The sequence below is a fragment of the Priestia sp. RMT2NF4 genome, from assembly GCF_047872835.1.
Taxonomy (GTDB): domain Bacteria; phylum Bacillota; class Bacilli; order Bacillales; family Bacillaceae_H; genus Priestia; species Priestia zanthoxyli.
The window spans coordinates 485,751-511,741 of the sequence record NZ_JBLQZO010000003.1; the positions used below are offsets into that span (position 1 = coordinate 485,751).

Below are 25,991 nucleotides of genomic sequence, written 5' to 3' on the forward strand. Positions count from 1 at the left end.
ATAGATATTTTATAGGTCAAACTGATAGGAGGCAGAAGAACGTATATTGGAACCGCTACTGTATTATATTAAGAAACTGCATTCTTCAGCAGGGAAAATTATATATTTTAATGTTTTTGGTATGGCAATTGCTAGTTTAATGGAGGGACTCGGCATCTTGCTGATTATCCCGTTGTTAAGCATTGGTGGAGTAATAGAAGCAAATACTGCGTCTAGCAAGCTCAGTCAGCTGTTTTATTTCCTTACCGCATTGCCGTCGTCTTTGTATTTACCGTTAATTTTGTGCATGTATGTAGTAATTATTATTGTGCAGAATCTCCTGCAGAGAAGCCTAGCTATTCGAGATGTTAAGATTAGAGAAAAATTCAGCAGAGGCTTAAGAATTGAAATTTACAGCTTGCTGCTGCACTCGAAGTGGGCGTTATTTTTAAAAAAACGAAAGTCAACACTTATTAACCTATTAACTTCGGAGCTGGCACGTGTGATAGGCGGTATTAATTTTGCTCTTCAGCTGCTGTCTAATACTATTTTTATGATTATACAATTAGCTATTGCCCTGTGGCTGTCTGTCAAAATGACTCTTTTTATCGTGCTGTTTGGTTTGATACTAGGGTATCTTTCAAGAAAGTTCGTACAAAAATCTAGACACTTAGGACGTAGAACCTCTCAATTAGGGGAAGACTACATGGCTGGAATCACAGATCAGCTTAGTGGCATTAAAGATATTAAGAGTAATAAATTGGAATACAGCTATATTGATTGGCTGCGTTCTTTAACCTCGAGAATGAATGCAGAACAAATTGAATATGTAAAACTTAAGTCAAGCTCTCAGCTAGTATATAAAGTGAGTGCGGCTCTTCTCGTTGCAGTATTTATATTTATATCTGTAAAAGCTTTTCATGCTCAAGGCGAGCAGCTTTTGTTAATTATTCTTATCTTCTCTCGGTTATGGCCGAGATTTATTGCGATTCAATCAAACTTTGAACAAATAGCAGCGACTCTTCCCGCTTGTCAGGCTGTTAAGAAGCTCATAGAGGACTGCTCTAAAGAACAAGAATTCAAGCAAGCAGACGCACTTTCGCCAATTACAGAGACGCAAATAGAGTGTAAAGACGTTTATTTCCGCTACAAAAAAGACAGTTATACGTTAAAAGATATTAACTTGACTATTCTTCCTAACCAAATGACCGCTATTGTAGGTCCTTCTGGAGCTGGAAAAAGTACGCTTATTGACTTATTAATGGGACTGAACTCTCCTGAAAGAGGCGAGGTGCTTGTAAATGGTCACCCGCTTAAAGATGAACTCCTACTGTCTTTAAGACAAGCCATCAGCTATGTACCTCAAGACTCGTTCTTATTTAACACTACCGTAAGAGAGAATTTACTGACGGTGAATGCACAAGCTAGTGAAAGAGAATTATGGGAAGCATTAGAATTTGCGATGGCAGATCAGTTTGTAAGAAATTTGCCTCAGGGTCTAGATACTGTTATCGGAGATAGAGGAATGAAGATATCGGGCGGAGAACGTCAAAGGCTTGTTTTGGCAAGAGCAATTCTAAAAAAACCAGCTCTTCTCATTTTAGATGAGGCTACGAGCGCTTTAGATACTAATAATGAGAATAAAATTAAAGAGTCAATTGACCGGTTAAAAGGGAAAGTAACGATTGTTGTTGTAGCTCACAGGCTGTCCACTATACAAGCTGCAGATCAGGTTCTTGTGTTGGAAGAAGGAAAAGTGATTCAAAAAGGGAGCTTTAATCAGCTGGCCTTTGAAGAAGGCGCGTTTCATAAATTATTAGAAGGACAATTTCAAACTGTTTAATAAAGGTAAGCGCTCTTAATTTATCAGCATAATCTATTTGATGTTTAACTCACAATAAAATAAAGGCGCAATATTATTAAAAATTTCACTTATAACTATTAACGGTGTTCCTTAAGCTAAATCTACATTTTAATAAGGAGAGTGCTTAATAATAATGATTGGTCCTCGTGTAAAAGAAATAAGAATGCAAAAAAAGCTGTCGCTTTCACAGCTTGCCGAACGTGCTGACATTGCTAAATCTTACTTAAGCAATATCGAACGTGATATTTGTATTAATCCAACAATTGATGTAGTTGAAAAGCTGGCTCAGGCCCTTAAAGTGCACCCCGCTGTTCTTTTAAGCTGGGAAATAAAAGAGTTGGGTTCTGAGAGTATGGATGATTCTTTCAGCTGTATAAAAAGCCATATCAGTACTTTAGACAGCTTACAGCTTAAGGAACTAAGAGATTCTATTGATATCGTCGTCTGGAAAAGAGAAAAAGTTCCTTTAAGTGACTTAGGTAATTTAATATAAGTGTGTTAAAAAGAAGATAGTGCCAAGATACCTTCGCAGCTTAAAAGAAAGTTAATCTTACGAAAAAGACAAATTTTATCCATTGATATTTTTGAAAAAACAGATAGAATATTATAAGAATATAAAATTATTCTATCTGTGTAAATAAAAGTTTTTATATTGAATTATTTTACATATTTTTTTGAGAGTAACCAACCGCATCGGTTGGTTTTTTGCATGAGTTGATTATTTTGTGAAAATTAAAATAAATATACCGCTACACAAAGAAATTTATTATATATTTAAAAATATAAGAGCGTTTTGGTACCAATGGGAGGCCAGCACTTGTGTCTATAAAGAAAAAAATATCGCTGTTCTTTACGTTGCTAGTGTTGTGTATTTTACTGGCGAATAACACTTTGCATTACATTAGATCTAAAAATAGATTAATAGATTTTAATCAAAAAGAAATTACTCTTGTAACGGAAGAAATTGCATACGAGGTAGAAAACTCTAAAAATAGCGCTTTGTATATGGAAGATAGAATGGCACAGGAATTAAGAACAGCTTCAATTGCTATACAGCGTTCTCTGCCTTCTAAATATCAGGATATAAGTAATGAGCAGCTTAAGGAGTTAGCAAAGCAGCTCAGGGTATCTCATATTACATTATTAGCTCCTAGCGGAGATGACATTATTGGTGTGAGGTCGTCAGACTCAAAAGAAATTAATATGTCTACTAAAGAATGGGGGTATTGGTACACGTCTTTTCAAGAGCTTCTGGCTAATAGACCGGTCACTACAAAAAAAGGTATGGCTCTGCCCGACTTTTGGAGCGGTCCAATTGAAGTAGCTTCTAGTAATCCAAAGCATGTTGATAAATGGGGATATTATTATGATGGTTCGACTAACTATATTATTAACCCATATTTTCGTGATAAGAATGTAATAGATATTGAAAAGCAGTTTGGCCCTACTAATGTTATGAATCGCTTTACGAAGAGTTTAGAGGGTGTTCTTGAATTAACAGTGTTTAATCCCAATAATTTTGGGAAACAAAATCAAAGCGTCTATTTGAATGGAAATCGATACGTGAAAATGAAAGATCAGCCAATTTGGTATGGAACATATACATATCAAAATACGAACCGCGATAAAACAGTTATTAAAAATGCCTTGAAAACAGGCATGTCGCAAAGCTATCTTTCAGAAATCAACAAGAAAAAAGTACTGAAAACATTTGTACCAATCAAGGAAGAAAAATCTGCTTCCTACGTCATAGGGGTCGTCTATGATTATGATTTGATTGAAACAGAGCTTCATGATGAATTAGTGAAGCATCTGCTTTTATCTCTCCCTTTTATCACCCTTGTACTGATCGTCAGCATTATCTTTTCTACGTCTATTACACGCCCTATTAAAAATTTGGTGGAGCACGTGAATTATATTGCAAAAGGGAATTTCGGTGAACTATCGACTGTAAGAAGAAGGGATGAACTGGGAGGTCTTATCGAAAATATTAATCATTTATCACATTTCTTGAAAACATATTTGAATGATTTGAAAAGCAGTCAAGAAGAAAGTGAATTTCATGCGTATCACGATTTTTTAACAGGACTGCCCAATAGAAGGTATTTCAAGGAAGAACTCAATAAGCGTTTAATGGAATCAGAGCAAAAATCAATTAAACATGTAGCCGTACTGTTTATGGATATAGACCGGTTTAAAGACATTAATGATACGTTGGGCCATTCAAAAGGCGACCAGCTGATACAGCTTGTAGCGAATAGAATTAAAGCTTGCCTGCCTCCATACAATAGCTTTTTGACAAGGCAGGGAGGAGATGAATTTGTAGTTTTATTCAGCGATTTTCAACCTGTAGAGGTCGAAAAGTTTGCCAAGAAAATTATTTTAGATGTTCAGCAGCCTTGCTATATCGAAAGTGATGAGATAGTTGTAAGTATAAGCAGCGGTTTAAGTTTTTATCCGGAGCATTCTACAAATCTGGATACACTCATTACGTATGCTGACATGGCGATGTATGCTGCTAAAAGACAAGGTGGCAATAAAGTCGTGACCTACCATCAGCTATTAAATAAAGAACAAACTGAAAAAATGCAAATTGAAAAACGTTTGCGTAAAGCTATTCAAAAAGAAACAATTGAGGTATACTACCAGCCGAAAGTAGATGCTAGACATAATACGGTAACAGGAGTAGAGGCTCTTGTGCGCTGGCATGATGAAGAGCTTGGATTTGTTTCGCCTGAGGTATTTATTGGTATAGCGGAAGAGGCGGGTTTGATTCATTCCTTATGGGGAAGTGTGATGAATATAGCCTGCTGTCAAATCAGCAAGTGGAATAAAATGTTCAATCAAGAATTAACATTGGCAATGAACTTTTCACCACGCCAGTTTCAGGACTCTTCTTTACTAGTTCATGAGGTTAAGGGGGCTCTCTCCTTGTATAACCTTAACCCAGGAAGCTTTGAAATGGAAATCACTGAAAGCACACTGCTTATTAACACTCAGGAAACAATTAAAGCTTTACATGAACTAAAAGAATATGGTATATCAATTTCTATCGACGATTTTGGTACAGGTTACTCTTCGTTGAGTTATTTGAAAAACTTGCCTATAAATTGTTTGAAAATCGATCGATCTTTTATTATGGATATGAACGAAGATGACAGCAACCGTAAGATTATACAAGCAATTATCAGCTTATCTGAAAGCTTAAATTTAAATGTAATTGCAGAAGGCGTCGAGCTAGACTACCAAAAAGATTTTCTACTTAAAAATGGCTGTGTGCATATGCAAGGATACTTATTTAGTCGGCCGCTATGCGCAGAAGGCTTTGAATCATTTTTTTGTAGAGGCGATGATCAAAGTATCGATTGAGATAGAAAATTAATTAAACAGGAAAGAGGAAATAGAAACATGGCACTTAGTACACAAAATTTAATTGCTCAAAAATTTTTAGAAACAGTAGGCACTAATTCAACTGAAATAGATAAAAAAATATGTCAAGCTGACACATTTATGAATGCGGTGAAAGAACTGATTGATTTATGCGGAGATAATCCGGAAAGAGACGGTCTTGAAGAGACGCCGTACCGCGTGTTAAAAGCATTTTTAGAATACACGGAAGGCTACCGAGAAGATCCGAAAGCTCATTTGGAAAAAACATTTGATGTGAATCACAATGAACTGGTATTAATACGCGACATTGAATTTCACTCAATGTGTGAACATCACTTTGCGCCGTTCTTTGGCGTTGCTCACGTTGGGTATATACCGGATAAAAAAATCACAGGTTTATCTAAAATCGCTCGTACGGTAGAAGGGTACGCAAAGAGATTTCAAGTTCAAGAACGTCTAACAAATGAAATTGCAGATGCGATCGAAGAAGTGTTAGAACCAAAAGGAGTTATGGTGATTATTGAAGCGAAGCATATGTGCATGTGCGGAAGAGGAATTAAAAAATCTTCAGCTTCTACGGCCACTTCATCCGTTCGAGGCACATTTATGGAAAAACCAGAAGTTCGAGGAGAATTTTTATCTCTTTTACAGAGACAAATGTAGTGATAGAAGCTGAGAAGTAGAAGCGAGGTAAGCTTTATGCGACACGTTGATGTACTAATTATTGGTGGAGGACCGGCCGGCATTTCAGCTGCTATATGGTGCAAGAGGCTTGGAATTGACTGTTTGCTTCTTGAAGAACAGTCACAATTAGGAGGTCAGCTGTTTAACATCTTTAATGAAATTATTGACTACCCTGGAATGCGTACAAAGAATGGAATAGAAATGCAGCGTGAAATGGTGAAGCACTTTGTTGAGATGGACTGCCTATATGCAGTAAATACAAAAGTACTTTTCATTGATGAACGTTCCAAAACTGTGAAAGTTAAGAAGCAAGCTAAAGAACAGGAAATCTGCTATACGTATCTCATTTTAGCCACCGGTTCTAGTCAGCGAAAGCTTGGAGTACCCGGTGAGCAGCAAATGATTGACCGAGGAGAAGTATATTCAGCTTCAGCAGACGGCGAACGCTTAAAAGGTAAAACAGTTGCTATTATTGGTGGAGGAGACCGCGCTTTTGAAGGAGCACATCTTTTATCATCAAAAGCAAGAGAAGTATATCTTATTCACCGTTCTACGCGTTTTAAAGCAAGAGAGCAGTATGTTGAAAGAGTTATTTCTAACCCTTGTATTAAAGTCATGACTGATACCGAGGTGACAGCAATCCATGGGGATCGTCATGTTACATCCATTGATTTAGAGTGTAAGAACAAAGAGTATAAGAGCAAGAACTTGTTAGTAGATGCGGTCCTAATCAGGCTGGGCGTAGCACCTAACGTTGATCTTATTAAAGGCAAAGTAGCTACGGCACAAAATGGGCTTATTGTCACCGACGATGTCCATCAAAGCAGTAATCCATTTATTTATGCAGTCGGAGATGCGTGTACGACTCCTTTGTTTTCAAGTATCAGCTCCTCAGCTGGCCAAGGAACAATTGTAGCCAAGCACATATCAAATCTGTTAAACGAGGCTTAACAAATTAAAAAGCATCTATCAGCTTGATAGATGCTTTTTTACGTACTGTAATAAAAAAAACACAAGAGAACAATATTTATAGGCAGACAAATTATTAGGAAAAAAGGGATGTACTTTTGAGGAGCAATACTTATTTTTTTAATTAGAATATACTCAGTGGTCGCATTAAAAAGAAACATGATCGAAGATAATATTACATAAGATCCTACGTCTTTCTGAAATGAACGAGTAAAAAGAGGTGAGAAAAGCAATAAAAAGGTAGCGATTTGAAAAGAACCTCTAGAAAATAGGTAATGTTTTTTAGCAATGTAGTTCAAGTTATCCCTCCTTATATGTGTTATTTTACCAAATTAAAAAATAGAAATGAAGCGTATAAAGATATTTGATTGTAAAGCTGATAAAGAAGTAAATAAAATCTATTAACGTATTAACCAAGAATATAGACCATAGAAAATTAGCTTATCTGTTATATACACTAGCGATAAGCTAATTTTCCAACATTTCTATCATGCCTGAATGGGTTTCTTAAGCGTCCAAATTTGATAAAGCATGTATAGTGACTGGTAAATAGCCAGATATGTTAGTAATACCCAGCCGTTCATTAAGTACGGATAAATGGCTTGCGGTACAAAAGGGCTCGTTAAGTAATCACGGAATTGAACTACCCCCACTTAGCAAGCTTGAAGTGGGGATTCCTAAAATCTCTAAAGATTTAGGAACCCTTCCCGTTCAACGGGGTCGGTTAGCCATACAAATTACGGAAGTGTCCCTTCAGGACAACCACGCATACAGCTCTTTCTATATAAGCAAGCGCGTGAAGAGTCGTTAAAAAAGAACGTTCTTTCTTTAACCTTTAACTTTTTCTTTATTTTTTCATCTGTTTGTTTGATGTACAGTTTATTAAGTTCGGATTGGGCTTTTAGGAGAGCTTGAGATTCGCTTACAATGCTGTTTGCAATGTAATCATTTACGCCAAACTTTTTCTTTACGACTAAATGGATACTTTCCTTATGAAGCTCGCGGTTCCAACGTTTTTGCCGAACGAGCGTTTGAAATACAAATCGTTTGGCACGATTAAATAATTCACTCAACGATGCTATTTCAACTAACGTAAGGTCGTTTATCTCCTTTTTCCAAATACGCTTTGAAAAATACGCTTTCTTCATATTTCCCCCTCCCTCTATCGAACTTATGTTCTTATAATTATTTAATAGTTTATAATAAGAGAGAGGATAATTGCAATTAAAAGTTAAAAAGTAGCAAAAAAAGACCGATTTACCTTTATCTACTCGCTGGGCTATGCTCGTCTCTTTCCCTGAGGTGGAGGCTTTCTCGACTAAAATGAAAAATTCCACAATGCGTGGCCTCATATACAAAGCCACTGATTGTTCATGTTTTTCTTTACCTCCGTATGTGTCAGGAAACCCGGCCGTCATAGTCATAAGACCTTCGACCCGAAGTTTTGCGTCCCAGCTTTTCACCTCGTTTGCCCTTATCTGTACAAGTATCGAATTGTTTCTTTTAGAGAACATAAAAGTCAAAAAAGAAACTTTATAATGAATATCATTTTATATTTTACCATATAAATAGGTATTTTAACTTAAAAAAACACAATGACATTCGACTGGTTTTTTTATTTGATTTAGGTTTTTGAGACTATAGATGAAGTAATTTGCTTAGGGGGCATCAAATGCTGTAATAGCAGGAGGTCAAAGAGGTTTAATTACTAGTAAATAACATAAATTACATTTAATTCTCTTATTGATAAACTTAGCTAGGTATGATTAACTATAAAAGTTAAGTAAAAAAATTGAAATATAGGGCTAAATTATAATTATTTTTATGGTTGAAGCTTCCTATTAAAAAAGATAGTCGAAATAAGGAGGAAACAATCGAAATGGTGCTTAGTATTATTTTAATCTGTTTATTTCTAGTATTTGCTTATGGAGCATGGGAACAGGTTAAACATCAAAAAAATATCGATTCTATTCCGGTGAGGATAAATGTTAATGGCATTCGCGGAAAATCAACAGTTACTAGATTGATAACTGGAATCGTAACAGAAGCTGGATATAAAACTATTGGAAAGACTACGGGAACTTCAGCCAGGATGATTTATTGGTTTACAGATGAAGAGAAGCCAATTGTCAGACGACCTGAAGGGCCGAATATAGGAGAGCAAAGACGCGTCGTAAAAGAGGCAGCAAAACTTGAGACTGAGGCACTAGTCAGTGAATGTATGGCGGTGAATCCCGATTATCAAATTACTTTTCAAGAAAAAATGCTTCAAGCAAATATTGGAGTTATTGTAAATGTATTAGAAGATCATATGGATGTTATGGGACCAACACTGGACGAAGTAGCAGAAGCTTTTCTACCAACGATTCCTTACAAAGGGCATTTAATTACGATCGATGGTCCGTATCTTGAGTATTTTAAAACAGTTGCGGCAAAAAGAAGAACAAAAGTAATTGTGGCAGATAATTCAAGAATTACAGATGAGTTCTTAAGAAAGTTTGATTATATGGTATTTCCAGATAATGCATCGCTTGCATTAGCCGTAGCAGAAGCGTTAGATATCCCAGAAGAAATTGCTTTTAGAGGAATGCTGAATGCTCATCCGGATCCTGGTGCAATGAGAATCACTCAGTTTGGTGATCCTAAAGCGCCTGCATTTTTGGTAAATGGATTTGCTGCAAATGATGCTGCTTCCACATTACGAATTTGGGAAAGAGTGAGAGAGATTGGTTATTCAGTAGATTCGCCTATAGTTATTATGAACTGCCGTCCTGATCGTGTAGATCGTACAGAGCAGTTTGCACGAGACGTTTTACCTTATATTAAAACTGATATTTTGGTGTTAATTGGAGAAACGACTAGTCCTATTATGGATGCTTACAACGAAGGTATCATTCCAGCAAAAGAAATTTGGGACTTAGAAGGTTATAGCACAGAAGGAATATTTGATAAGTTAAGACCAGAATTACATAATCGAATGATTTATGGAGTAGGAAATATCCATGGTGCTGCTGAACCGTTAATTGAAGCAATGAAGAATTATGAACATATTGAGGAAGTTGTCTAGGAGGAAAGTGCATGTTTGGCTCGGATTTATATGTAGCATTAGTATTAGGGGTTATTTTAAGTTTAATTTTCACAGAAAAAACAGGGATTATTCCTGCAGGGTTAGTTGTGCCAGGTTATATTGGCTTAATTTTTGATCAGCCGGTTTTTTTAGTTATGGTATTAATTATTAGTCTCTTAACCTATGTCATTGTAAAACATGGAATTGGAAGGTTTGTAATTTTATATGGTCGTCGCAAATTCGCTGCGATGTTAGTGGTGGGAATTTCGCTGAAGCTAGTATTTGACTACTTTTACCCCATTATGCCTTTTGAAATTTACGAATTTCGCGGAATCGGTGTCATTGTTCCTGGATTAATTGCGAACACGATTCAAAAGCAGGGGCTGGCAATGACGATGGGAAGCACGCTGTTAATAAGCGGTGCTACATTCAGCTTAATGTTTGTATATAACTTTTTTATTTAGGGTGATTTGATGGATAGAAAACTGGATTTTAAAGAAAAGTTATTAAAATTTATAAAGTCGACAAAAAAGAAAACAGATCAACATGTGTGGATTACACTGGTAATCCTTGTAATTTTCATGTACGGGATCATTTTTCTAAGTAAACCAAGTGAAGCAATTGAAAATAATATAACAGATGATACGTTAATTAATGCGACAATGGTTGGAGATATTATGTTTGGGCGTAATGTAGAAAAAGCGTCGAGCCGTTATGGTCAAGAAAATTTATTACGCTATGTGAAGCCATACTTTAAAAATGCGGATTATTCAACAGGGAACTTTGAGCATCCAGTTACGCTTAGTGATAAGTATCCAGAACAGGAGAAGTATATTCACTTGCAAACTGATAAGCAATCGGTGGAGACTCTAAAGAATCTCAATCTCTCTGTTTTAAATGTAGCAAATAATCACTCGATGGATTATTTGGAAAATGGACTAAATGATACAATAAAGACATTTAATCAGTCGGATTTGGATTTTGTAGGTATTGGAAAAAATATTAAAGATGCTAGTAAAATTAATTATCAGGAAGTCAATGGAATTAAAATAGCTACCCTTGGTTTTACGGATGCATACGTTGCTGATTCGGAAGCTAACCAAAATGATCCAGGGATACTTCCGGCTAAACCAGAAATTTTCATTCCACTAATTGAGGAAGCAAAAGAAAACGCAGATTTAGTCGTAGTGCATGCGCACTGGGGACAAGAATATGACACGACTCCTTCTCCTAGACAAAAAGGATTAGCCAAAGCAATGGCGGACTCAGGAGCTGATATTATTCTTGGTCACCATCCTCATGTTTTACAATCTGTTGATGTCTATAAAAATACGGTTATCTTTTACAGCTTGGGGAATTTTGTATTCGACCAAGGATGGTCAGCATCACGAGAAAGTGCGCTCGTTCAGTATAAGCTAAAGAAAGATGGAACAGCCCGTTTTGAAATTACACCTATGCTTATAAAAGAAGCTACGCCAACTCCCTTAGGAAAATGGGATACGTACTATAGAGAAAAAATCTTCAAGCGTCTAACTAAAAGTTCTTCAAAATCACTTGTAATCAAAGAAGAAAACAATAAGTTAGTCTTTACAGTGGACCACTCTCGAGTAGTAAAAAAAGGGGTTAACTGAAGAAATGAAAAGAAAATGGATGTACTCGCTAATCTTCCTTGCAGTTCTGCTAGTCGGCGGCTACGCAGTTGTACAGCAGTTTAATAGTGAAACAGATAACAAGCTCTATAAAAAAATCAATAAATTTGAGTCTAGCAAGGAGATTAATCATTCTTCTGGTGGATACGGTGTAAGCTCTTCAAATCCGATAGCTGTTGAAGTCGGAATGGATGTATTGGAAGAAGGCGGAAACGCCGTAGACGCTGCTATTGCCGTTTCTTATGCTTTAGGAGTCGTAGAATCTTATGGGTCTGGTATTGGCGGAGGAGGAGGAATGCTTATTCTTCCTGGAAACCAATCAGACAAGCCAACTTTTTTCGATTACAGAGAAACCAGCCCTTCTTCAAATAGTAGATCTGAAGAAGGAATAGGCGTGCCTGGATTTGTAAAAGGAATGGAAACAATTCATGAAAAATACGGAAGCAAAAAGATGGCTCAGTTAATAGATCCTGCTATTAAATTAGCTAGTGATGGTTTTCCAGTGGGTCAGCAGCTTTCAGAACGTTTGAAAGGTGCACAATATCGCCTATCAGAAGATGAAATCCCTAATTTCTTTCCAGGAAACAAACCTATTGAAGAAGGTGAAAAGCTTAAACAGCCTGAACTTGCCAAAACGCTTGAGCTAATTAAGAAAAAAGGTTCTGACGTATTTTATAATGGAAAACTCGCAGAGAAAATAGCAGAGGAAGTACCAGGAATACAAAAAACTGATTTAGAAAAGTATTCTGTGGAAGAAAGAGAACCCGTTCACGGAGAATTTGCGGGTTATGATGTCATCTCTGCACCTCCTCCTTTTGCAGGAATTACGTTAATACAATCTCTACAAATGGCTGAAATGTTAAACATTCAAAAGACAGAACAAGATACGGCGCTTTTTACACATGTTACTTCTGAAATTACAAATAGAGCTAATAGTGATCGTGTCGCCCATATTGGAGACCCAGCTTTTTCTGATATAGATGACGAAGCGCTAACGACAAAAGAATATTCAAGGAAGCTTGCACAAGATCTTTCGTTAAATAAGCTATCCGATAAGTATAAGCTTAAAGGCGATGAACTTGAAGAAGAACATATTAGTACCACGCATTTTGTTGTAACAGATAAAGAAGGAACGGTTGTATCCGTTACAAATACACTCAGCAACTTTTTTGGTTCAGGAGAAAATGTAGAAGGGTTTTTCCTTAACAACAATTTGAATAACTTTAATAACGTAAAGACCTCTCTTAATTATTACGAGCCTGATAAGCGTTCAAGAACGTTTACGGCACCTACTATTCTTAAAAAAGATGACGAGGTCATTGGGATTGGAACGCCTGGAGGAAGCAGAATACCTATGATGCTTACGGAAGTTCTGGTTCGCCACCTTTTATTCAAGGATTCTTTACAGGATGCAATTGATGCACCAAGGTTTTCAATAGAAAATAACCATCTGTACACCGAATTTCAATATCCTACGAGTGTAAGAGAAGACTTAGAAGGAATGGGATATGACGTGAAGGAGAAGAGCTCCGCTATTTATTATGGGGGTATACAAGCGATTGTTATTGATCAAAAAGACAATCGTATTTACGGAGCAGCAGACCTTAGAAGACAAGGAACTTGGAAAGTTAAATAATTATATATTCAAAGGAGAGTACCATGAATATTGTAAGAAATCTTATGAAAATATTTGTTCCTATTATTATCGTGGCAGGATTCTTTTTTATTATGTCTAACTTCAAACATACACAAACATTAAGCAGTGCTGAAGAAAAAAGAATTAAAGAATACGCAAGCCTTATGCAACAGGCTAAAGCTAAAGAAGAAGATAAAACTCAAATTCTATCGCTTAGCAGTGTAGCAGCTCTTGGCAAGGGTTCAGCAGGAGAAGAAGTTAAAACAGTTCAAAAATCTTTAGGTCTTAATCCAGACGGTTACTTTGGTTTGGAAACAGAACAAGCGGTAAAAGAGTTTCAAGTGAAGAACGGTTATACGGCAGATGGAGTAGTAGGACCTCAGACGTGGGATGCACTAGTAAATACAGGTACTAGTACAAAAAACACGGAGGATAAAGCCGCAAGCATTAGTAGTAGTTTATAATTAACTAGAATTGGTAAATGGTTATTTTTTTACAATCATTTACCAATTCAATTAATGTTTTTTAATAGTACAAATCTGAAAGAAGTTTTGTTTCCCCTTGTGTTTATTTATAAAAGCAAAATGTTCTTATTTTTTGAAAAATAATGCATGAGAAATTCAAAACGTTAGACTAGATAAAAGATAAAGCCTTCCTCCTCAACTGGTTGGTAAAAGGGATCATTAATCAGTTTTGTAGGAAAATAATAACTAGACGTAAGTGCATAATTATGGAATTAGGAAAAGTAGAGATCAATAAAGTTGGGCATTTATCGCAAAATAATAAAAAACCTCCAAGAAGCTTAATGTGTTAAGTTTTCTTTTTTAGAATTGTTAGAAATGGTTGATAAACAAGAAAACTCCTGTACAAGGGTTAGTATAACAGACAAAAAAATGTGTGGGTACCGTTATCATCCGCGTACGGCATCACTTTTAACTAAATAGTTAGCTGGAGATACTAGAGTTAAAGTTTTCTGATTTTTATATTTGCACAAAAGTATGATCAGAAATTGTGTATGCCTTAATTGTAGATGGAAAACTAGTTACTTATTACTGTTTAGATATTACTAAGCGAAGTTATCGCACAGGTAACAACAACAGAATTAATCTCGGTATCTGTGTTATGGTCAATTATTGTACCAATTAACTTGATATAGAAACTCTTGAAAATCTTAATGTATGTACTATTATAAAAAATTATTTAAAGATACAACATATTTATCAACCTTCTTTTAAAAGGTCAAGCAGCACCACTTATTCTAGATTTATACACATTACAAGAAGGGAATACGTTCTAGAGTATTGCTTTAAAAGATAGAAAAGAAGGCACCACTGTGTGGGTTTTAATTGGTGCTAATCCAGATGTAAAACCATCCGTATTGAGAACTAACTGATTAAATTTTTTACAGTGAAAAGCAAAAATACACCAACGTTTGATTATAAACATTCATTATCTGCAGTTATTCTTAAAGCTGTATTAAAAGATAAATTAGCAGTTTAGCAACTTCGAAATGCATTAAATTCTGTTGACTTTAAATGTGGTGCAGATAATACTATTTAGGGTACTAAAACAAAGTAAGTCCCGATAGGTTTTTAAAAGGTTTACTTATCATATGAAGTGATAGTACATATAGCTAGTTTAACCACAAAGAATTGTTATAAGCAGCATAGATAAATTAAAACCCCTACTCTCTGGAGCGGGGGTTTTGATTTATCTATGCTGATATTATAAATAAGAATCTGAGATATTTACATAGGAAATTCGAATAGGCATCAAGTATAATTAATTTAAGGTGTTATAAAATTGTTGTTATAAATTTCTATATCTGGTGAATTCCTGTCATCATTGATGACAATAGAATTAACGATAAGGTTATTTTTATTAATGGTATTACCCTCAATTATGTGACCTTTCCCCTTGCTTAATATGATACCTCCACTTGGTCTTTCCTCTCTTGTATCAAGAACATTATTATTCGCTATTTTTATATTATTGCTTATTGTTTGTAAATTGTTGGGATCTCCAGGGCGAACCGCAATATTATATTGATTATTAAAGCTTCGGTTATTTTTAACAATAATACTTTCAGATCCATTCTTTATATCAATACCGTAATAAAAACCTGTAACTACGGTATTCTTAATAGTACTATTCTTTTCACTTTCAATAGTTATTCCTTGTTCACTTTTTCGATTTTTACGATCCTCAAGGATGGTACAATTAGAAACCTTATTATTTTCACCCCCACCATATAGAGATAAATGCCCATCACTTGAGTTTCTGATTAAACAGTCTTTAATTAAATTATCATTAGATCGAAAACTTATAATACCTGAACCCCTGTTATACTCTGTTGAGATATTTTTAAGTTTATTCTTACTTGAAAAATATAGGTTTATTCCCTGAGTAAAATTCCGCAAATAAATATCTTTTAATAAACAGTTCTCACTATTTTGAATTAATATTCCTATTCTAGACGTAAGGCTACCTTCTTCAGGGAATTTTTTTCCGATTATTTTCCCGCCTTTTATTGTTACGTCAGATGTATTATATATCCAAAAAATCCCATATTCTTCAGAAGAATTAGTTTCTATAATAGCATCTTCAAGTACTACATTTATAGATTTATCTATTTTAAGTGCAGAGTAACTTGTTCCATAGCCAGTTACCACTTTATGTTTTAAAATATTACTTACTTTGTATACACCTTTTGGAAATATAATAGTAGACCCTGTTGGGACCTCGTCAATAGCTTTTTGTATATTTTGGGTATCATCAGTGATTCCATCTCCCTTGACCCCAAAATCATTTTTTACGTTGTATACATTTTCTTTCTCTGGAGTTATAAATAATACACTAATAACTGATATAAGGAGTAAGAAAAAAGCTAACAGAAGCTTTTGAAACTTCCCAGATAGCCTTATGTTTATTTTTGATCTTGCCATAAATTGGTCCCCTTTAGACTAAGAGTCATTTCTTATATTATATGAATTTTATTCCAAATGGTGTGTACAAGTTTTAAATTTACAAACAAAAATATAAAAATAAAATGCTATTCGATATACCTAATAAATTAAACTGTGTTAGTCTTACTAGCCATCGGTGTTAGTTTTTTACCACCAGCAATTTTAACCAGCATTGTATGAACTAACATAACTATTAGATATAATACAGAGAATAATAGTACAGGTCTAATTAGACTAAGAGGAGTGTACATATACCAGCGGGGTGTTGAAAAAATAATTAACACTGTAACTAACCGCCAATAATCATTTTTTCCTGTACCTACTTTATTGAAAATAAAAACAACAATTAGCGATATTAGTATAACCCCTGCCAATCCTAACCATAAATAAAAGAAAGATGTAATGAATCCACCTCCGACATTCATAAAGTAGTGTGTAGATACATATCGACTGACGCTTCCTATTTCGCTAGAACTTTCACCAGCGAAAATTGAACCTATGAAACCTTCAAATGAATTTAATCTATCACTTATGGACATTACTTTACTTGCAGCTATTTGTGTTGCTGAAGAATAATATGCGAATACTGGGGTATCGAAAACAAAAAGGTTGTCTTTTATATTGATAAACACATCTATAATGTTTAGCGAATCTAAAGAATAACTTTTTCTATAAGCTCCGACTAGACTATTGAGAAATATACCTATAAATCCATTGACTAGTACGAGTTTTACAGACAATCTTTTTAAGAATACTGTTACTAAAAATAATAATATGAGCTGTAAAGATGTAATTCTCCCACCGTAATAGAAGTCTTGTAGAACATATGGGACTAATAATAAGGCTAATATACAAATTCTTATCTTTGAGTTTCCTGAAAAATAATACGCCAGAAGAAAAAGAATGGATGAGTACTCATACAATGGAGTAATACTTACACTATAAGATGATAAGTCAGCTCTATTTACTCCAAACGCTAAGATATATAATAAAATAAGTAATAACCCTAAGAAGATGGCAATATTGTCTTTAACAACTAATGAGTAACTATTTTGTTTAACATTTCTACTTTTATAAAGTAGAGCTACAATACTTGTGAATATAAGTAAAATTCTTATATTTAGTCCATAATGCTCTATTGTCTTAACTTGTAATAGCGGTACTCCTAGGCTTCCTCCAATAAAATATTCGCCCATAACAACACTGTAGTTACAATATAAAATGAAAAAAGAAACTAAAAACATCGGTAAATTTTTTCTACTTTTAAATAAAAGTAGAATTGAAAATCCTAATGTTAAAGCAGCATAAAATTTATTGTTTGATAATGTTGCATTTGATAGGTATGTATAAGTAAGTAAAATTAAAAGAAAAGCTAATTTAAAAGCAACATTTGCTCTTTTTGTCATTGTAATTCACGTCCTATATTTTGTAATTAGAGAAACATCATAACACAGTTGAGTTGAATAATAACCAATTATTCAACTATGAGACATATCTATGCGTTGAACCGACCTCTATTAATCCGCCGGAATCGCCTAACTTTTTATAATATCTACTTTTTTATCTTATTTAATCACCTCTACACATTTTTCTACAGCTCTTTTAGCTTACTCTACAACTAGATAAAGGTAATATAGTTGTTAGTGTGTCAACTAACAATCGATTTTCACTGTAACTTCCTTCATTTTAGTTAATATTACCTACTGGAATAATTCATATTATAAAACTTTTTAGATGAATTGTAACTATTTTTTGGAACTTCCTTTTTATATACACTCTTAAACTCTCTTAGATAGACAGTTATCAACTTCAGTATTTAACAAGATTTGACGGGGGATTAATAAGAAGAAATAAAAAACAATGCTAAAATGTATTTTGGAATTAAAGGGTACGACGGATAAGACTAAGAGCCTGTAGTGGAAACAATTCACGCATAAAAATCGTTTGATATGACATAAATCCCTTCTCGACTAATTAAATGGGTTCTGTACAAAGACCAACGTGCATGGGTGATATTTCCTGAAGAAACGGTTGATCAAGAAAATGTATCAAAGACTATGGGATAGATTATTGCACCATTCATTAAACAATTTCAGCCTGAACTTATCATAATATCAGCGGGGCAAGATGCAACTGCACTGTATCCTATTTCACGTTTAATGGTGACAAGAGAAGGGTTTAATTAAATATATGGTGAACAAAATGCGAGAATTAGAAGAAACATATTGCTATGGAAGGCTCATCGTAGCACAAGAAGGAGGTTATAACTGAGCATATCTTCCTATTGCAACCATGGGAGTTATTGAAGGCCTTATCGATGTAAATGTGAACTGGAAAGATTCGCGCGTTTTTCCACACAGAAAAACACAGTCTGCTTTATTTGAAGCGGTAGATAGCGTTATAAATCAGCAGAAAAGTTTTTGGGAATTTGCTGAGCAAGAAAGCTTTTGTTAAGAAGAATAGACTTCAACAATTAGTAAAGTTAATATGTTAGAAACAACTAAATAAAGTCGCACGGCAGAAAAGAGTCTCCGTTACGGAGACTCTTTTAAAATACCAATTAACGTAACAGTTGAAGTACGCCTTGTGGCTGCTGATTAGCTTGACTTAGCATAGCTTGAGAAGCCTGAGATAAAATTGAATTCTTTGTTTGTTCCATCATTTCTTTCGCCATCGCGCGAACATTTGCTTTCACAAATGACTAGACTATATCTTCACCCTTTAAAAAAGCAGGGGCCGGGCACTTCGGGTATCAATATACGGAACGATATATTCATTACCTACGGATTTCATCGTCATAGCACACTGCCTTAGACGGTTTATCCTAGTCGTTGAACTTTCTCCAGAGTTTCCTCACAGGAGCTTAGCTGCTGATTGCCCAATCTTTTCTTTTTTCAAACCGTTACGCCTGTCGTTTCCAACTGCGCTGTGGTAAGAAAAGCTCTCAGGGGTTTCCAGCAATTCACCCGATTATACTCACTAGCCGTTACCAGCTAGGACGACTGTGCTTTTTACTGCTTATGCAGCTAAAGCATAATCTACGTCACGAATTCGTGATTCAGAAGCTGTTAAGTTTTCAGACGATGTACTTAGGTTATTGATAGTATGATCCAAACGATTTTGGGTCGCACCTAGGCCAGAACGCTGCTCTGAAACTTGGTTAATAGCACCATCAATAGTTGCTAATTGTTCATCAAAAGTTGCAGCAGAAAAATCGGTTACATCAATGCTATTAACACTTAATGCTTCAGCACTCATATTGCCAATTGTCAGATTCACTTGTTGTCCTGCATTTGCTCCAATTTGTAGTGTAACATTTAGAGTACCATCTAACAGGTTTCGGCCATTAAATTGTGATCGATCAGAAATTCCTTTGCTTCCATCTTCTCCACCAATTTCTTCGATTAACGAACCGATTTCATCCTGAATAGCATCTAAATCTTCGGTTTTGTTTGTACCGTTGCCTGCTTGAACTACTAATTCACGCATACGCTGAAGGATGTCATGTGTTTCATTTAAAGCACCTTCTGCAGTTTGAATTAACGAAACACCATCTTGAGCGTTACGAGAAGCTTGATCTAACCCGCGAATTTGTCCACGCATTTTCTCCGAGATAGCTAGTCCAGCTGCATCATCAGAAGCACTGTTAATACGCTGACCTGAAGATAACTTCTCCATTGATTTTGCCTGAGCGTTATTCGCATTGTTAAACTGACGGTACGTGTTTAAAGCTGTAATATTGTGATTAATTCTCATTTTCCTTACCTCCGTATAATAAGTTTTACTTCTTGGCTTACATCCTTGTATGCAAGAAGTGTCCCGCTTTGAAACGGGATAAAAACGATCGAACATCTTTGGGAAATATGTTCATACTATATATCGACTGAGAGGAGAGGTTGTTTATACTTTCCATTAATTTATTAAATAAAAAATTTGTGCATGTATAAAAAGAAAAACCAGTTCTCTACACGAACTGGTTTTTAGCATTAATGAGTAGCTCCGCCTGAAACTAAAATATCATCTTCAGTTACAATTGTGGTTTTTACCACAGAAAGCAATCCCTGCACAATCAAATCCAACGACATACTAGCTTTCCCCGGATGATTTATTGCTTGTTCAGGAAGGTAAGGAATATGCACAAAGCCCCCTTTAATACAACAGTTTTGAATCATGTTCATGAGTCCGTAAAACACGTGGTTACAGACAAAGGTTCCAGCAGTTTGAGAGACGCTGCTTGGGATGCCTGCTTGGCGCAGGTCTTCGACAGCAGCTTTGATCGGCAGTGTCGAAAAGTATGCGGCAGGGCCGTTTTCGATAATAGGGCGATCAATAGGCTGCTGGCCGATGTTGTCAGGAATCCGCGCGTCGTCCACGTTAATAGCAATGCGTTCTACGGTAATTCCTTCTCGGCCGCCTGCTTGTCCAACGCAAATGACGATAGAAGGGCTGATTTCTTCTATATACGTATGAAGCTTCGCCATTGATTCGCCAAAAACAGTAGGAAGAGGCTTAGCAACAATATGATAGTCTTCAACAGCAACGCCGTCCAAAGCTTTTACAGCTTCTAAAGACGGATTAATGCTTTCACCTTCAAATGGTTCAAAGCCAGTTAGTAATACGGTTGTCATTCTACTAGTCTCCTTTAAAAGTGATATACAAGGTAGTACATTAATAATGTGTTAACAACAAAAACGGATAAAGCAATCGGCACTTGAGCTTTAATCACGGCATTTTTGTCTTTTAATTCAAGCAGCATGGCAGGTACGATGTTAAAGTTGGCCGCCATTGGCGTAAGAAGCGTCCCGCAGTAGCCAGCAAACATGCCAAGAGCTGCCATAATCGCCGGGTTTCCGCCGTGCATATGTACAATCAGCGGAAGTCCAATACCTCCTGTAATAACGGCAAACGCAGCAAAGGCATTTCCCATGACAATCGTAAATAACAGCATTCCTAGACAATAAGCCAGCACAGCAACAAACGCATAGTTAGTCGGCAGTATGTCACTCACAATATCAGAAACGACTGTTCCAACGCCTGATTTTGAAAAAATGCCGCCAAGCGCTGCGAGCATTTGCGGTAAAATAACCGCCCAGCCGACGGCTTGAAGCAAGCGGCTTCCTTCTTTAACAGGCACGTCCATTTTGGCTTTGGTGACGCCCATTGAAGCGATAAACGCAATGACAGCTGCGATTGCTAGTGAAATTAACGTGACTTTTTCTGGGTCGATCAAAGCCCAGTTTCCAAACTTGATCTTTCCAAAAAGAAGAGTACCGATAATCGTAAAAATAGGAATAAATAAAGCCGGTAAAAAGATTTTGTTTTTTAATCGCTGCGCGTGAGCCAATCGTTCTTCAGCAGGTGTTTCCGCTTCATTGGATTTAGTCACGCGGTTAAAGGAAGCAAGCAGCACCATGATAATGACCAAGCACCCTATATAAAAAGGCGGAATGACGTTGCCAAATAAAAACGTAATAGAAAACAGTGCCCAGAATAGAGAAGACCCTAAACGGTTAGGATGGTTGCGGTCGCGTGCGATTCGAATCGCGATAAAAGCAACAATAATACCGAGTAAGTAGTAAATCGTATCAAGAGTCAGAATGCTTTTCATTTAGCTGGCCTCCGTCTTAGAAGATGATGTTGGTTTGTGTTTCGTCATTTTTTTATGAATACGTCGGTCTAACTGACGGAAACGAATGGCGCTGATCAGCAGCGCTGCGATGGCTGTTGGAATACCCCAAAGCGCCATATCCCAGACGTCAACGTGAATCCCTACAGAGTCAAAAAATCCTTTCATTAAAAGAATTCCACCCGTTGCAATAAAGATATCTTCTCCGAAAAACCAGCCCGTATTTTCAGCTGCTGCTGCGTGAGCGCGAATATCTTCTTTGACTTTAGGAGGAAGCTCTCCGTACTTGGCACGAGCTGCGCCTTCGGACATAGGTGCCACTAATGGACGCACGGATTGAGCATGTCCTCCGATATTTAAGCCGACTGCCGCTGAGATTTCACGGATAAAAAGATATATAAGTAAAACATTTCCAGAAGAAGCGTTTTTCGCTTTTTTAATCAACACTTCCGCTTGTTCCTTTAACCCGTATTTTTCTAATACGCCAAAGATAGGAAGAGTAAGTAAAATAGCCATAGACATATAGCGGTTATCGACAAAAAACTGACCAAACATCGTAATTACTTCGTGCAGTGACAAACCTGACACAAGACCCGTCACGATGCCTGCAACAGTGACCACAAGCAGCGTGTTTAAACGAAATAAAAATCCCACTGCCACTAGCAAAACCCCAATTAATTTCAACATGAAAATCCCCCTCCAGTATGTATAGACCGTGCTGCAAATTCACCTCCTTTGTTTTTCTAGAAAAACAAAGATGTTTCGAGTATAAACAATTCTGAAAATTAAAACAAGATTCTTAAGGCATAAAATAGTTTTATTGGTGAAACAAAATTATAAAAGAGAGATTTACATAATGTGTATGGACTCAGAAGTAAAAGAAAGAATTCTGCCAGGGAGTTTGGGTAGTAATTTTTTTAGTTGATCCGCTGAAAACATTTATCCTAAAATACCAAAAATGGTGTATAATGCTAAAAGGTATGAATATAGAATTATATATATTTCAACAAAATAAATCTATATGACTATATTTTAAACAATTTATTGAAGGGAGAAGGGGTATTTGAATTGCTCAAATTGCGGTCATTTTAATGATGGCGGGAAGTTTTGCGTGAAGTGCGGTGATAAATTACAAGAAGAGGCAGCTGTCAGCCAGGCGGCAGCTGCATCCGAATATCAGTCTCATCCTGAGCCGCAAACTGCGTATGCGCCTCAACAGCCTAATCAGCGTGTTCGTCAGGCGAAAAAAGTGTCAAAATCATTTTTTAGTTATTTTGCAGAAGGAATTAAAAATCCAACAGCTACAGCACAAGCAGCAGGCGAAAGCCAATTCGTTAATGCTCTTATCACAGTCATTCTTTATGCTCTTAGTATACCTATTATGCTGTATGTAGGCTGGAAGCTATTGTTGATTCAATTTGTTCGGAGCATGTTCAAGCTTCCTATTATCAGTGAAGAGCTGGCTCCATCTGACATGGAGGATTTTAATACAGGCGTTGATTTGATAAAAGCCACAGATATCAACAGCATCATTCACTTCAATTTTACCGATTTTGTTTTTAAGCAAGGGATTTTTATTTTTATTGGACTCGCAGTTATTATTGGAGCAACATATGTTGTAGCAAAGTTTGGAAAGGTAGACGTTTCCTTTAAAGAATTTTTCTCACGCTTTGGCACGTTTTTAATTATTCCAACAGCTCTTCTTTTAATTGGGCTTGTGCTTGCATTTCTCCATGTTGAATACTTCTCTTATTTTATGAATTTTGGTTTGCTGAGCATTTTCCTTGTAGTTCCATTTACGATTGCTAGCTTTAAGCAAAGCGGAACAAATGGGCTTGATCGTATCTATAGCACTCTTATTGTATATGTAGTCATTACGATTGTACTGACGTTCATTGCGAATGGTTTAGGAGAAGAAGCCAAAACCATTATTACAAGAATGGGAAACAGCAGTGAATTAAATGATCTGTTTTAAGTCTGCAGAAAGCATCGTTTACAGCGATGCTTTTTCATAACACTATAAAAGGAGTGTAGAAATTGGGATATTGTAAAGAGTGTGGACATCAGTTAACCAATGAGCATCAATTTTGTCCAGAGTGTGGACATCCCGTCGAAAGAAAAGAGACTTCTAGCCAAGGAGCAAAATCACAGCGTTATGTAGAACCTGCACCTTCAGTAGAGGAAGGGAAAGAATCGGTAAAACCTTCAAATAAAAAAATAAAGGTTATAGCCATTTCAGTTATAGCAGCAGCTGCTATACTTGGCGGCGCTTATTACGGAATAGATAAAACAATGATGTCGCCTAAAGCTGTGTCAGAAAAATTTATTGCTTCAGTAAAGGGCAATGATGTTGATAAAGTAAAAAAATATGTAAATGATGGTCAAATTCAATTAGAAGCCAACGATGAGCAAACAAAATCATTTATTACATATTTGCACGAAAATCCGGATGTAATGAAATCAATCTCTGAAGGGTTAGCGGCAGATAGCAGAGCGCTTGAAGCAGGGGTTCCAAGCGAAGATCACTCTTCATACGCTAAGCTAGAACAAGACGGAAAGAAGTGGGGAATCTTTGATCATTACACGGTACAAATAAACCCTGTATATGCAAAAGCTCAGTCTACAGAAGATGCGACAGTAGTATATATTGACGGTCAAAAAGCTGGAACGGTAAGCAGTGACTCTTCTAAAAAGATTGGTCCATTTTTACCTGGTACACATACTTTAAAAGGTGAAGTGCAAAATGATTACGGAAAAGTTGAAAACGAACAAGAGATTGAAGCCACCAACGGAGAAGATGTAAACGTTGAGTTTGATTGGTCAGATCATGCAGTATACATCTCTTCAGATTATGATGACGCGACGCTGTTCGTTAATGGTAAAGACACAAAAACAAAAATTAGCGATATTGATTATTTAGGGCCACTCCCGATGGACGGTTCAGTAAAACTATATGCAAAACGCGGAGAAAAGAAAACGGAAGAAGTATCAATTAAAAAAGGCATAGAAGATGTTGCGCTTAATTTTGATGAAAAAAATACGACAGCAGCTACAGCAAAAGCATCGGCTCCTTTTAAGAATCAAGAGACGACGGACAAAGGTTTGGAAGTCAATTCTGGAGTATCTACTAGTGAAGTTTCTAGTTTTATCGAACAATATATGTACGCTACAATTTCCTCAATTAACAGTGGAGACTTTTCTGTTGCAGCGCCTTATATCGATACTAACGGACCAAAATACAAGGAACAAAAAGATTATACCGCTTACCTAATCAAAAAAGGTATAACAGAGGATTTATTAAGCTTTAACGTCAATAGAGTAACAAAACTCGATGATTCTATGTATAAAGTATATACAACAGAAGAGTATGATATTTCGTACGGAGACAGCTCTGTTAAATATAAAAAATTCAACAGTGTTCATAAAGTAAAAGAGTTATCTGATGGAAGTTTGGGAGTTTATCAGCTTATTAGTTCAACGGAAGTAAAGTAAAAGCTAATAAATAGACCCTGAAACAGCAAAAAAGACGTCCTCCTTGAAAAGACGTCTTTTTTATGTATCAAACCCAATACCTGGGGTACTGCCTGTCTTGAAATAAATTGTTATAAACGGTAGAAATCAATACAACCACACATGCACAAATCATAATAATACCTAAATATCCCCAGCCTGCTTGGGTATTAATTGCGACAATCGCGCTAGCTGCAGCGGGAGGATGAACGGTTTTTGTAAGAATCATTAAAATAAGAACAAAAGCAAGCACAATCGCTATGGTAATAAGACTTCGATGAAATAAACTCCAGATAATAAGTGCAGAAACCGTTGCTAGTAAGTGCCCTCCAAGCACGTGGCGCGGCTGTGATAAGGCCCTTTATGAGCGCCAAAGACAAGCACGCAGGTTGCGCCAATCGGAGCGAGTGCCATTGGATAACCAAGCGCTAGTGCAATCGCGCTGCTGATGATAATCGCAATTAAGCCTCCGATAGAAGAAACGACTGCATCTCTATAATTGATTTTCGGTTCTTCTTTTAATTCTCCTTTCATCTTTTTCGTATAAGAGCTTAAGTAAGACAGAAAGGGGCTTTTGCTTTGAGAAAAACTTTTTTCAAATTCCATTTCTTATTTCCTTTCTTTTGTGTAAAAGTTATATGTCAAGTTGTA

Annotated in this window: 22 protein-coding genes, 1 pseudogene and 1 riboswitch; of the genes and pseudogenes, 13 read left to right on the forward strand and 10 right to left on the reverse strand. The window is 36.1% G+C overall.

The genetic code is table 11. From position 1 onward, the window contains the following. The first annotated feature begins 46 nt into the window (after positions 1–46). The 5 genes from ACMX9J_RS15950 (at position 47) to ACMX9J_RS15970 (ending at position 6,868) form a co-directional block, all read left to right on the forward strand. Positions 47–1,822, forward strand: coding sequence for an ABC transporter ATP-binding protein (locus ACMX9J_RS15950; protein ID WP_416225970.1), 1,776 nt, complete (start codon positions 47–49; stop codon positions 1,820–1,822). A gap of 154 nt (positions 1,823–1,976) precedes the next feature. Continuing rightward, positions 1,977–2,336, forward strand: coding sequence for a helix-turn-helix domain-containing protein (locus ACMX9J_RS15955; protein ID WP_416225971.1), 360 nt, complete (start codon positions 1,977–1,979; stop codon positions 2,334–2,336). A 326-nt stretch (positions 2,337–2,662) separates the two neighbouring features. Further along, positions 2,663–5,212 (forward strand): EAL domain-containing protein, encoded by a 2,550-nt coding sequence (locus ACMX9J_RS15960; protein WP_416225972.1) that lies wholly within the window; start codon positions 2,663–2,665, stop codon positions 5,210–5,212. Between the two features lie 39 nt (positions 5,213–5,251). Then, positions 5,252–5,896 (forward strand): GTP cyclohydrolase I FolE, encoded by a 645-nt coding sequence (gene folE / locus ACMX9J_RS15965; RefSeq protein WP_416225973.1) that lies wholly within the window; start codon positions 5,252–5,254, stop codon positions 5,894–5,896. Positions 5,897–5,932: 36 nt separating this feature from the next. Next, complete coding sequence (locus ACMX9J_RS15970; RefSeq protein ID WP_337050309.1) at positions 5,933–6,868, forward strand: NAD(P)/FAD-dependent oxidoreductase; 936 nt, start codon at positions 5,933–5,935, stop codon at positions 6,866–6,868. 755 nt (positions 6,869–7,623) lie between these two features. Here ACMX9J_RS15970 and ACMX9J_RS15975 read toward each other — a convergent pair. Beyond that, entirely contained in the window at positions 7,624–8,034 is a 411-nt protein-coding gene (locus ACMX9J_RS15975) for a hypothetical protein (protein WP_416225974.1), read from the reverse strand. Positions 8,035–8,284: 250 nt separating this feature from the next. Further along, positions 8,285–8,369, reverse strand: a riboswitch (cyclic di-GMP riboswitch). A 396-nt stretch (positions 8,370–8,765) separates the two neighbouring features. Between ACMX9J_RS15975 and pgsB the strand changes: the two genes are divergently transcribed. Genes pgsB through ACMX9J_RS16000 form a run of 5 tightly spaced genes read left to right on the forward strand, consistent with a single transcriptional unit; the run spans position 8,766 to position 13,702 of the window. Then, positions 8,766–9,953, forward strand: coding sequence for a poly-gamma-glutamate synthase PgsB (gene pgsB, locus ACMX9J_RS15980; protein ID WP_098112731.1), 1,188 nt, complete (start codon positions 8,766–8,768; stop codon positions 9,951–9,953). 11 nt (positions 9,954–9,964) lie between these two features. Then, entirely contained in the window at positions 9,965–10,417 is a 453-nt protein-coding gene (pgsC, locus tag ACMX9J_RS15985; RefSeq protein WP_013082090.1) for a poly-gamma-glutamate biosynthesis protein PgsC, read from the forward strand. Between the two features lie 9 nt (positions 10,418–10,426). Further along, on the forward strand, positions 10,427–11,584 hold the full coding sequence (locus ACMX9J_RS15990; RefSeq protein WP_416225975.1) for a CapA family protein: 1,158 nt from the start codon (positions 10,427–10,429) through the stop codon (positions 11,582–11,584). Between the two features lie 4 nt (positions 11,585–11,588). Further along, entirely contained in the window at positions 11,589–13,238 is a 1,650-nt protein-coding gene (ggt, locus tag ACMX9J_RS15995; RefSeq protein WP_416225976.1) for a gamma-glutamyltransferase, read from the forward strand. A gap of 23 nt (positions 13,239–13,261) precedes the next feature. Continuing rightward, a complete protein-coding gene (locus ACMX9J_RS16000) occupies positions 13,262–13,702 on the forward strand; it encodes a peptidoglycan-binding protein (RefSeq protein WP_416225977.1) in 441 nt (146 codons plus the stop codon). A 1,323-nt stretch (positions 13,703–15,025) separates the two neighbouring features. Here ACMX9J_RS16000 and ACMX9J_RS16005 read toward each other — a convergent pair. Together ACMX9J_RS16005 and ACMX9J_RS16010 are read right to left on the reverse strand one after the other, a co-directional pair. Further along, positions 15,026–16,183, reverse strand: a complete 1,158-nt coding sequence (locus ACMX9J_RS16005) for a NosD domain-containing protein (RefSeq protein WP_416225978.1) — start codon at positions 16,181–16,183, stop codon at positions 15,026–15,028. Between the two features lie 128 nt (positions 16,184–16,311). Further along, the gene (locus ACMX9J_RS16010) at positions 16,312–17,610 is read right to left on the reverse strand and encodes a hypothetical protein (protein ID WP_416225979.1); all 1,299 of its coding nucleotides are present in this window, start codon (positions 17,608–17,610) and stop codon (positions 16,312–16,314) included. Between the two features lie 663 nt (positions 17,611–18,273). Between ACMX9J_RS16010 and ACMX9J_RS16015 the strand changes: the two genes are divergently transcribed. Then, entirely contained in the window at positions 18,274–18,390 is a 117-nt protein-coding gene (locus tag ACMX9J_RS16015) for a hypothetical protein (RefSeq protein WP_416226056.1), read from the forward strand. 374 nt (positions 18,391–18,764) lie between these two features. Here the strand turns inward: ACMX9J_RS16015 and ACMX9J_RS16020 are convergent. From ACMX9J_RS16020 to ACMX9J_RS16040, 5 genes and pseudogenes are all read right to left on the reverse strand, one after another. After that, positions 18,765–18,878: pseudogene (locus ACMX9J_RS16020) on the reverse strand (flagellin); the annotation flags it as partial. A gap of 344 nt (positions 18,879–19,222) precedes the next feature. After that, positions 19,223–19,960, reverse strand: coding sequence for a flagellin (locus ACMX9J_RS16025; RefSeq protein ID WP_416225980.1), 738 nt, complete (start codon positions 19,958–19,960; stop codon positions 19,223–19,225). Between the two features lie 230 nt (positions 19,961–20,190). Further along, positions 20,191–20,832 carry a pyroglutamyl-peptidase I gene (pcp, locus tag ACMX9J_RS16030; protein WP_416225981.1) on the reverse strand — a complete coding sequence of 214 codons (642 nt, stop codon included), beginning with the start codon at positions 20,830–20,832 and terminating at the stop codon, positions 20,191–20,193. 14 nt (positions 20,833–20,846) lie between these two features. After that, positions 20,847–21,812 (reverse strand): DUF979 domain-containing protein, encoded by a 966-nt coding sequence (locus ACMX9J_RS16035; protein ID WP_416225982.1) that lies wholly within the window; start codon positions 21,810–21,812, stop codon positions 20,847–20,849. Then, positions 21,813–22,517 (reverse strand): DUF969 domain-containing protein, encoded by a 705-nt coding sequence (locus ACMX9J_RS16040; protein ID WP_016766474.1) that lies wholly within the window; start codon positions 22,515–22,517, stop codon positions 21,813–21,815. Between the two features lie 376 nt (positions 22,518–22,893). Here ACMX9J_RS16040 and ACMX9J_RS16045 point away from each other — a divergent pair, with 376 nt between their 5' ends. Further along, the gene (locus ACMX9J_RS16045) at positions 22,894–23,805 is read left to right on the forward strand and encodes a zinc ribbon domain-containing protein (RefSeq protein ID WP_416225984.1); all 912 of its coding nucleotides are present in this window, start codon (positions 22,894–22,896) and stop codon (positions 23,803–23,805) included. A 62-nt stretch (positions 23,806–23,867) separates the two neighbouring features. Further along, entirely contained in the window at positions 23,868–25,322 is a 1,455-nt protein-coding gene (locus ACMX9J_RS16050) for a zinc ribbon domain-containing protein (RefSeq protein ID WP_416225985.1), read from the forward strand. A 67-nt stretch (positions 25,323–25,389) separates the two neighbouring features. Here the strand turns inward: ACMX9J_RS16050 and ACMX9J_RS16055 are convergent, their stop codons facing one another. Both ACMX9J_RS16055 and ACMX9J_RS16060 read right to left on the reverse strand, forming a co-directional pair. After that, positions 25,390–25,677, reverse strand: a complete 288-nt coding sequence (locus ACMX9J_RS16055; protein WP_416225986.1) for an HPP family protein — start codon at positions 25,675–25,677, stop codon at positions 25,390–25,392. Next, positions 25,656–25,946 carry a hypothetical protein gene (locus ACMX9J_RS16060; RefSeq protein ID WP_416225987.1) on the reverse strand — a complete coding sequence of 97 codons (291 nt, stop codon included), beginning with the start codon at positions 25,944–25,946 and terminating at the stop codon, positions 25,656–25,658. The genes ACMX9J_RS16055 and ACMX9J_RS16060 overlap by 22 nt, the downstream gene beginning before the upstream one ends. Positions 25,947–25,991 lie beyond the last annotated feature (45 nt).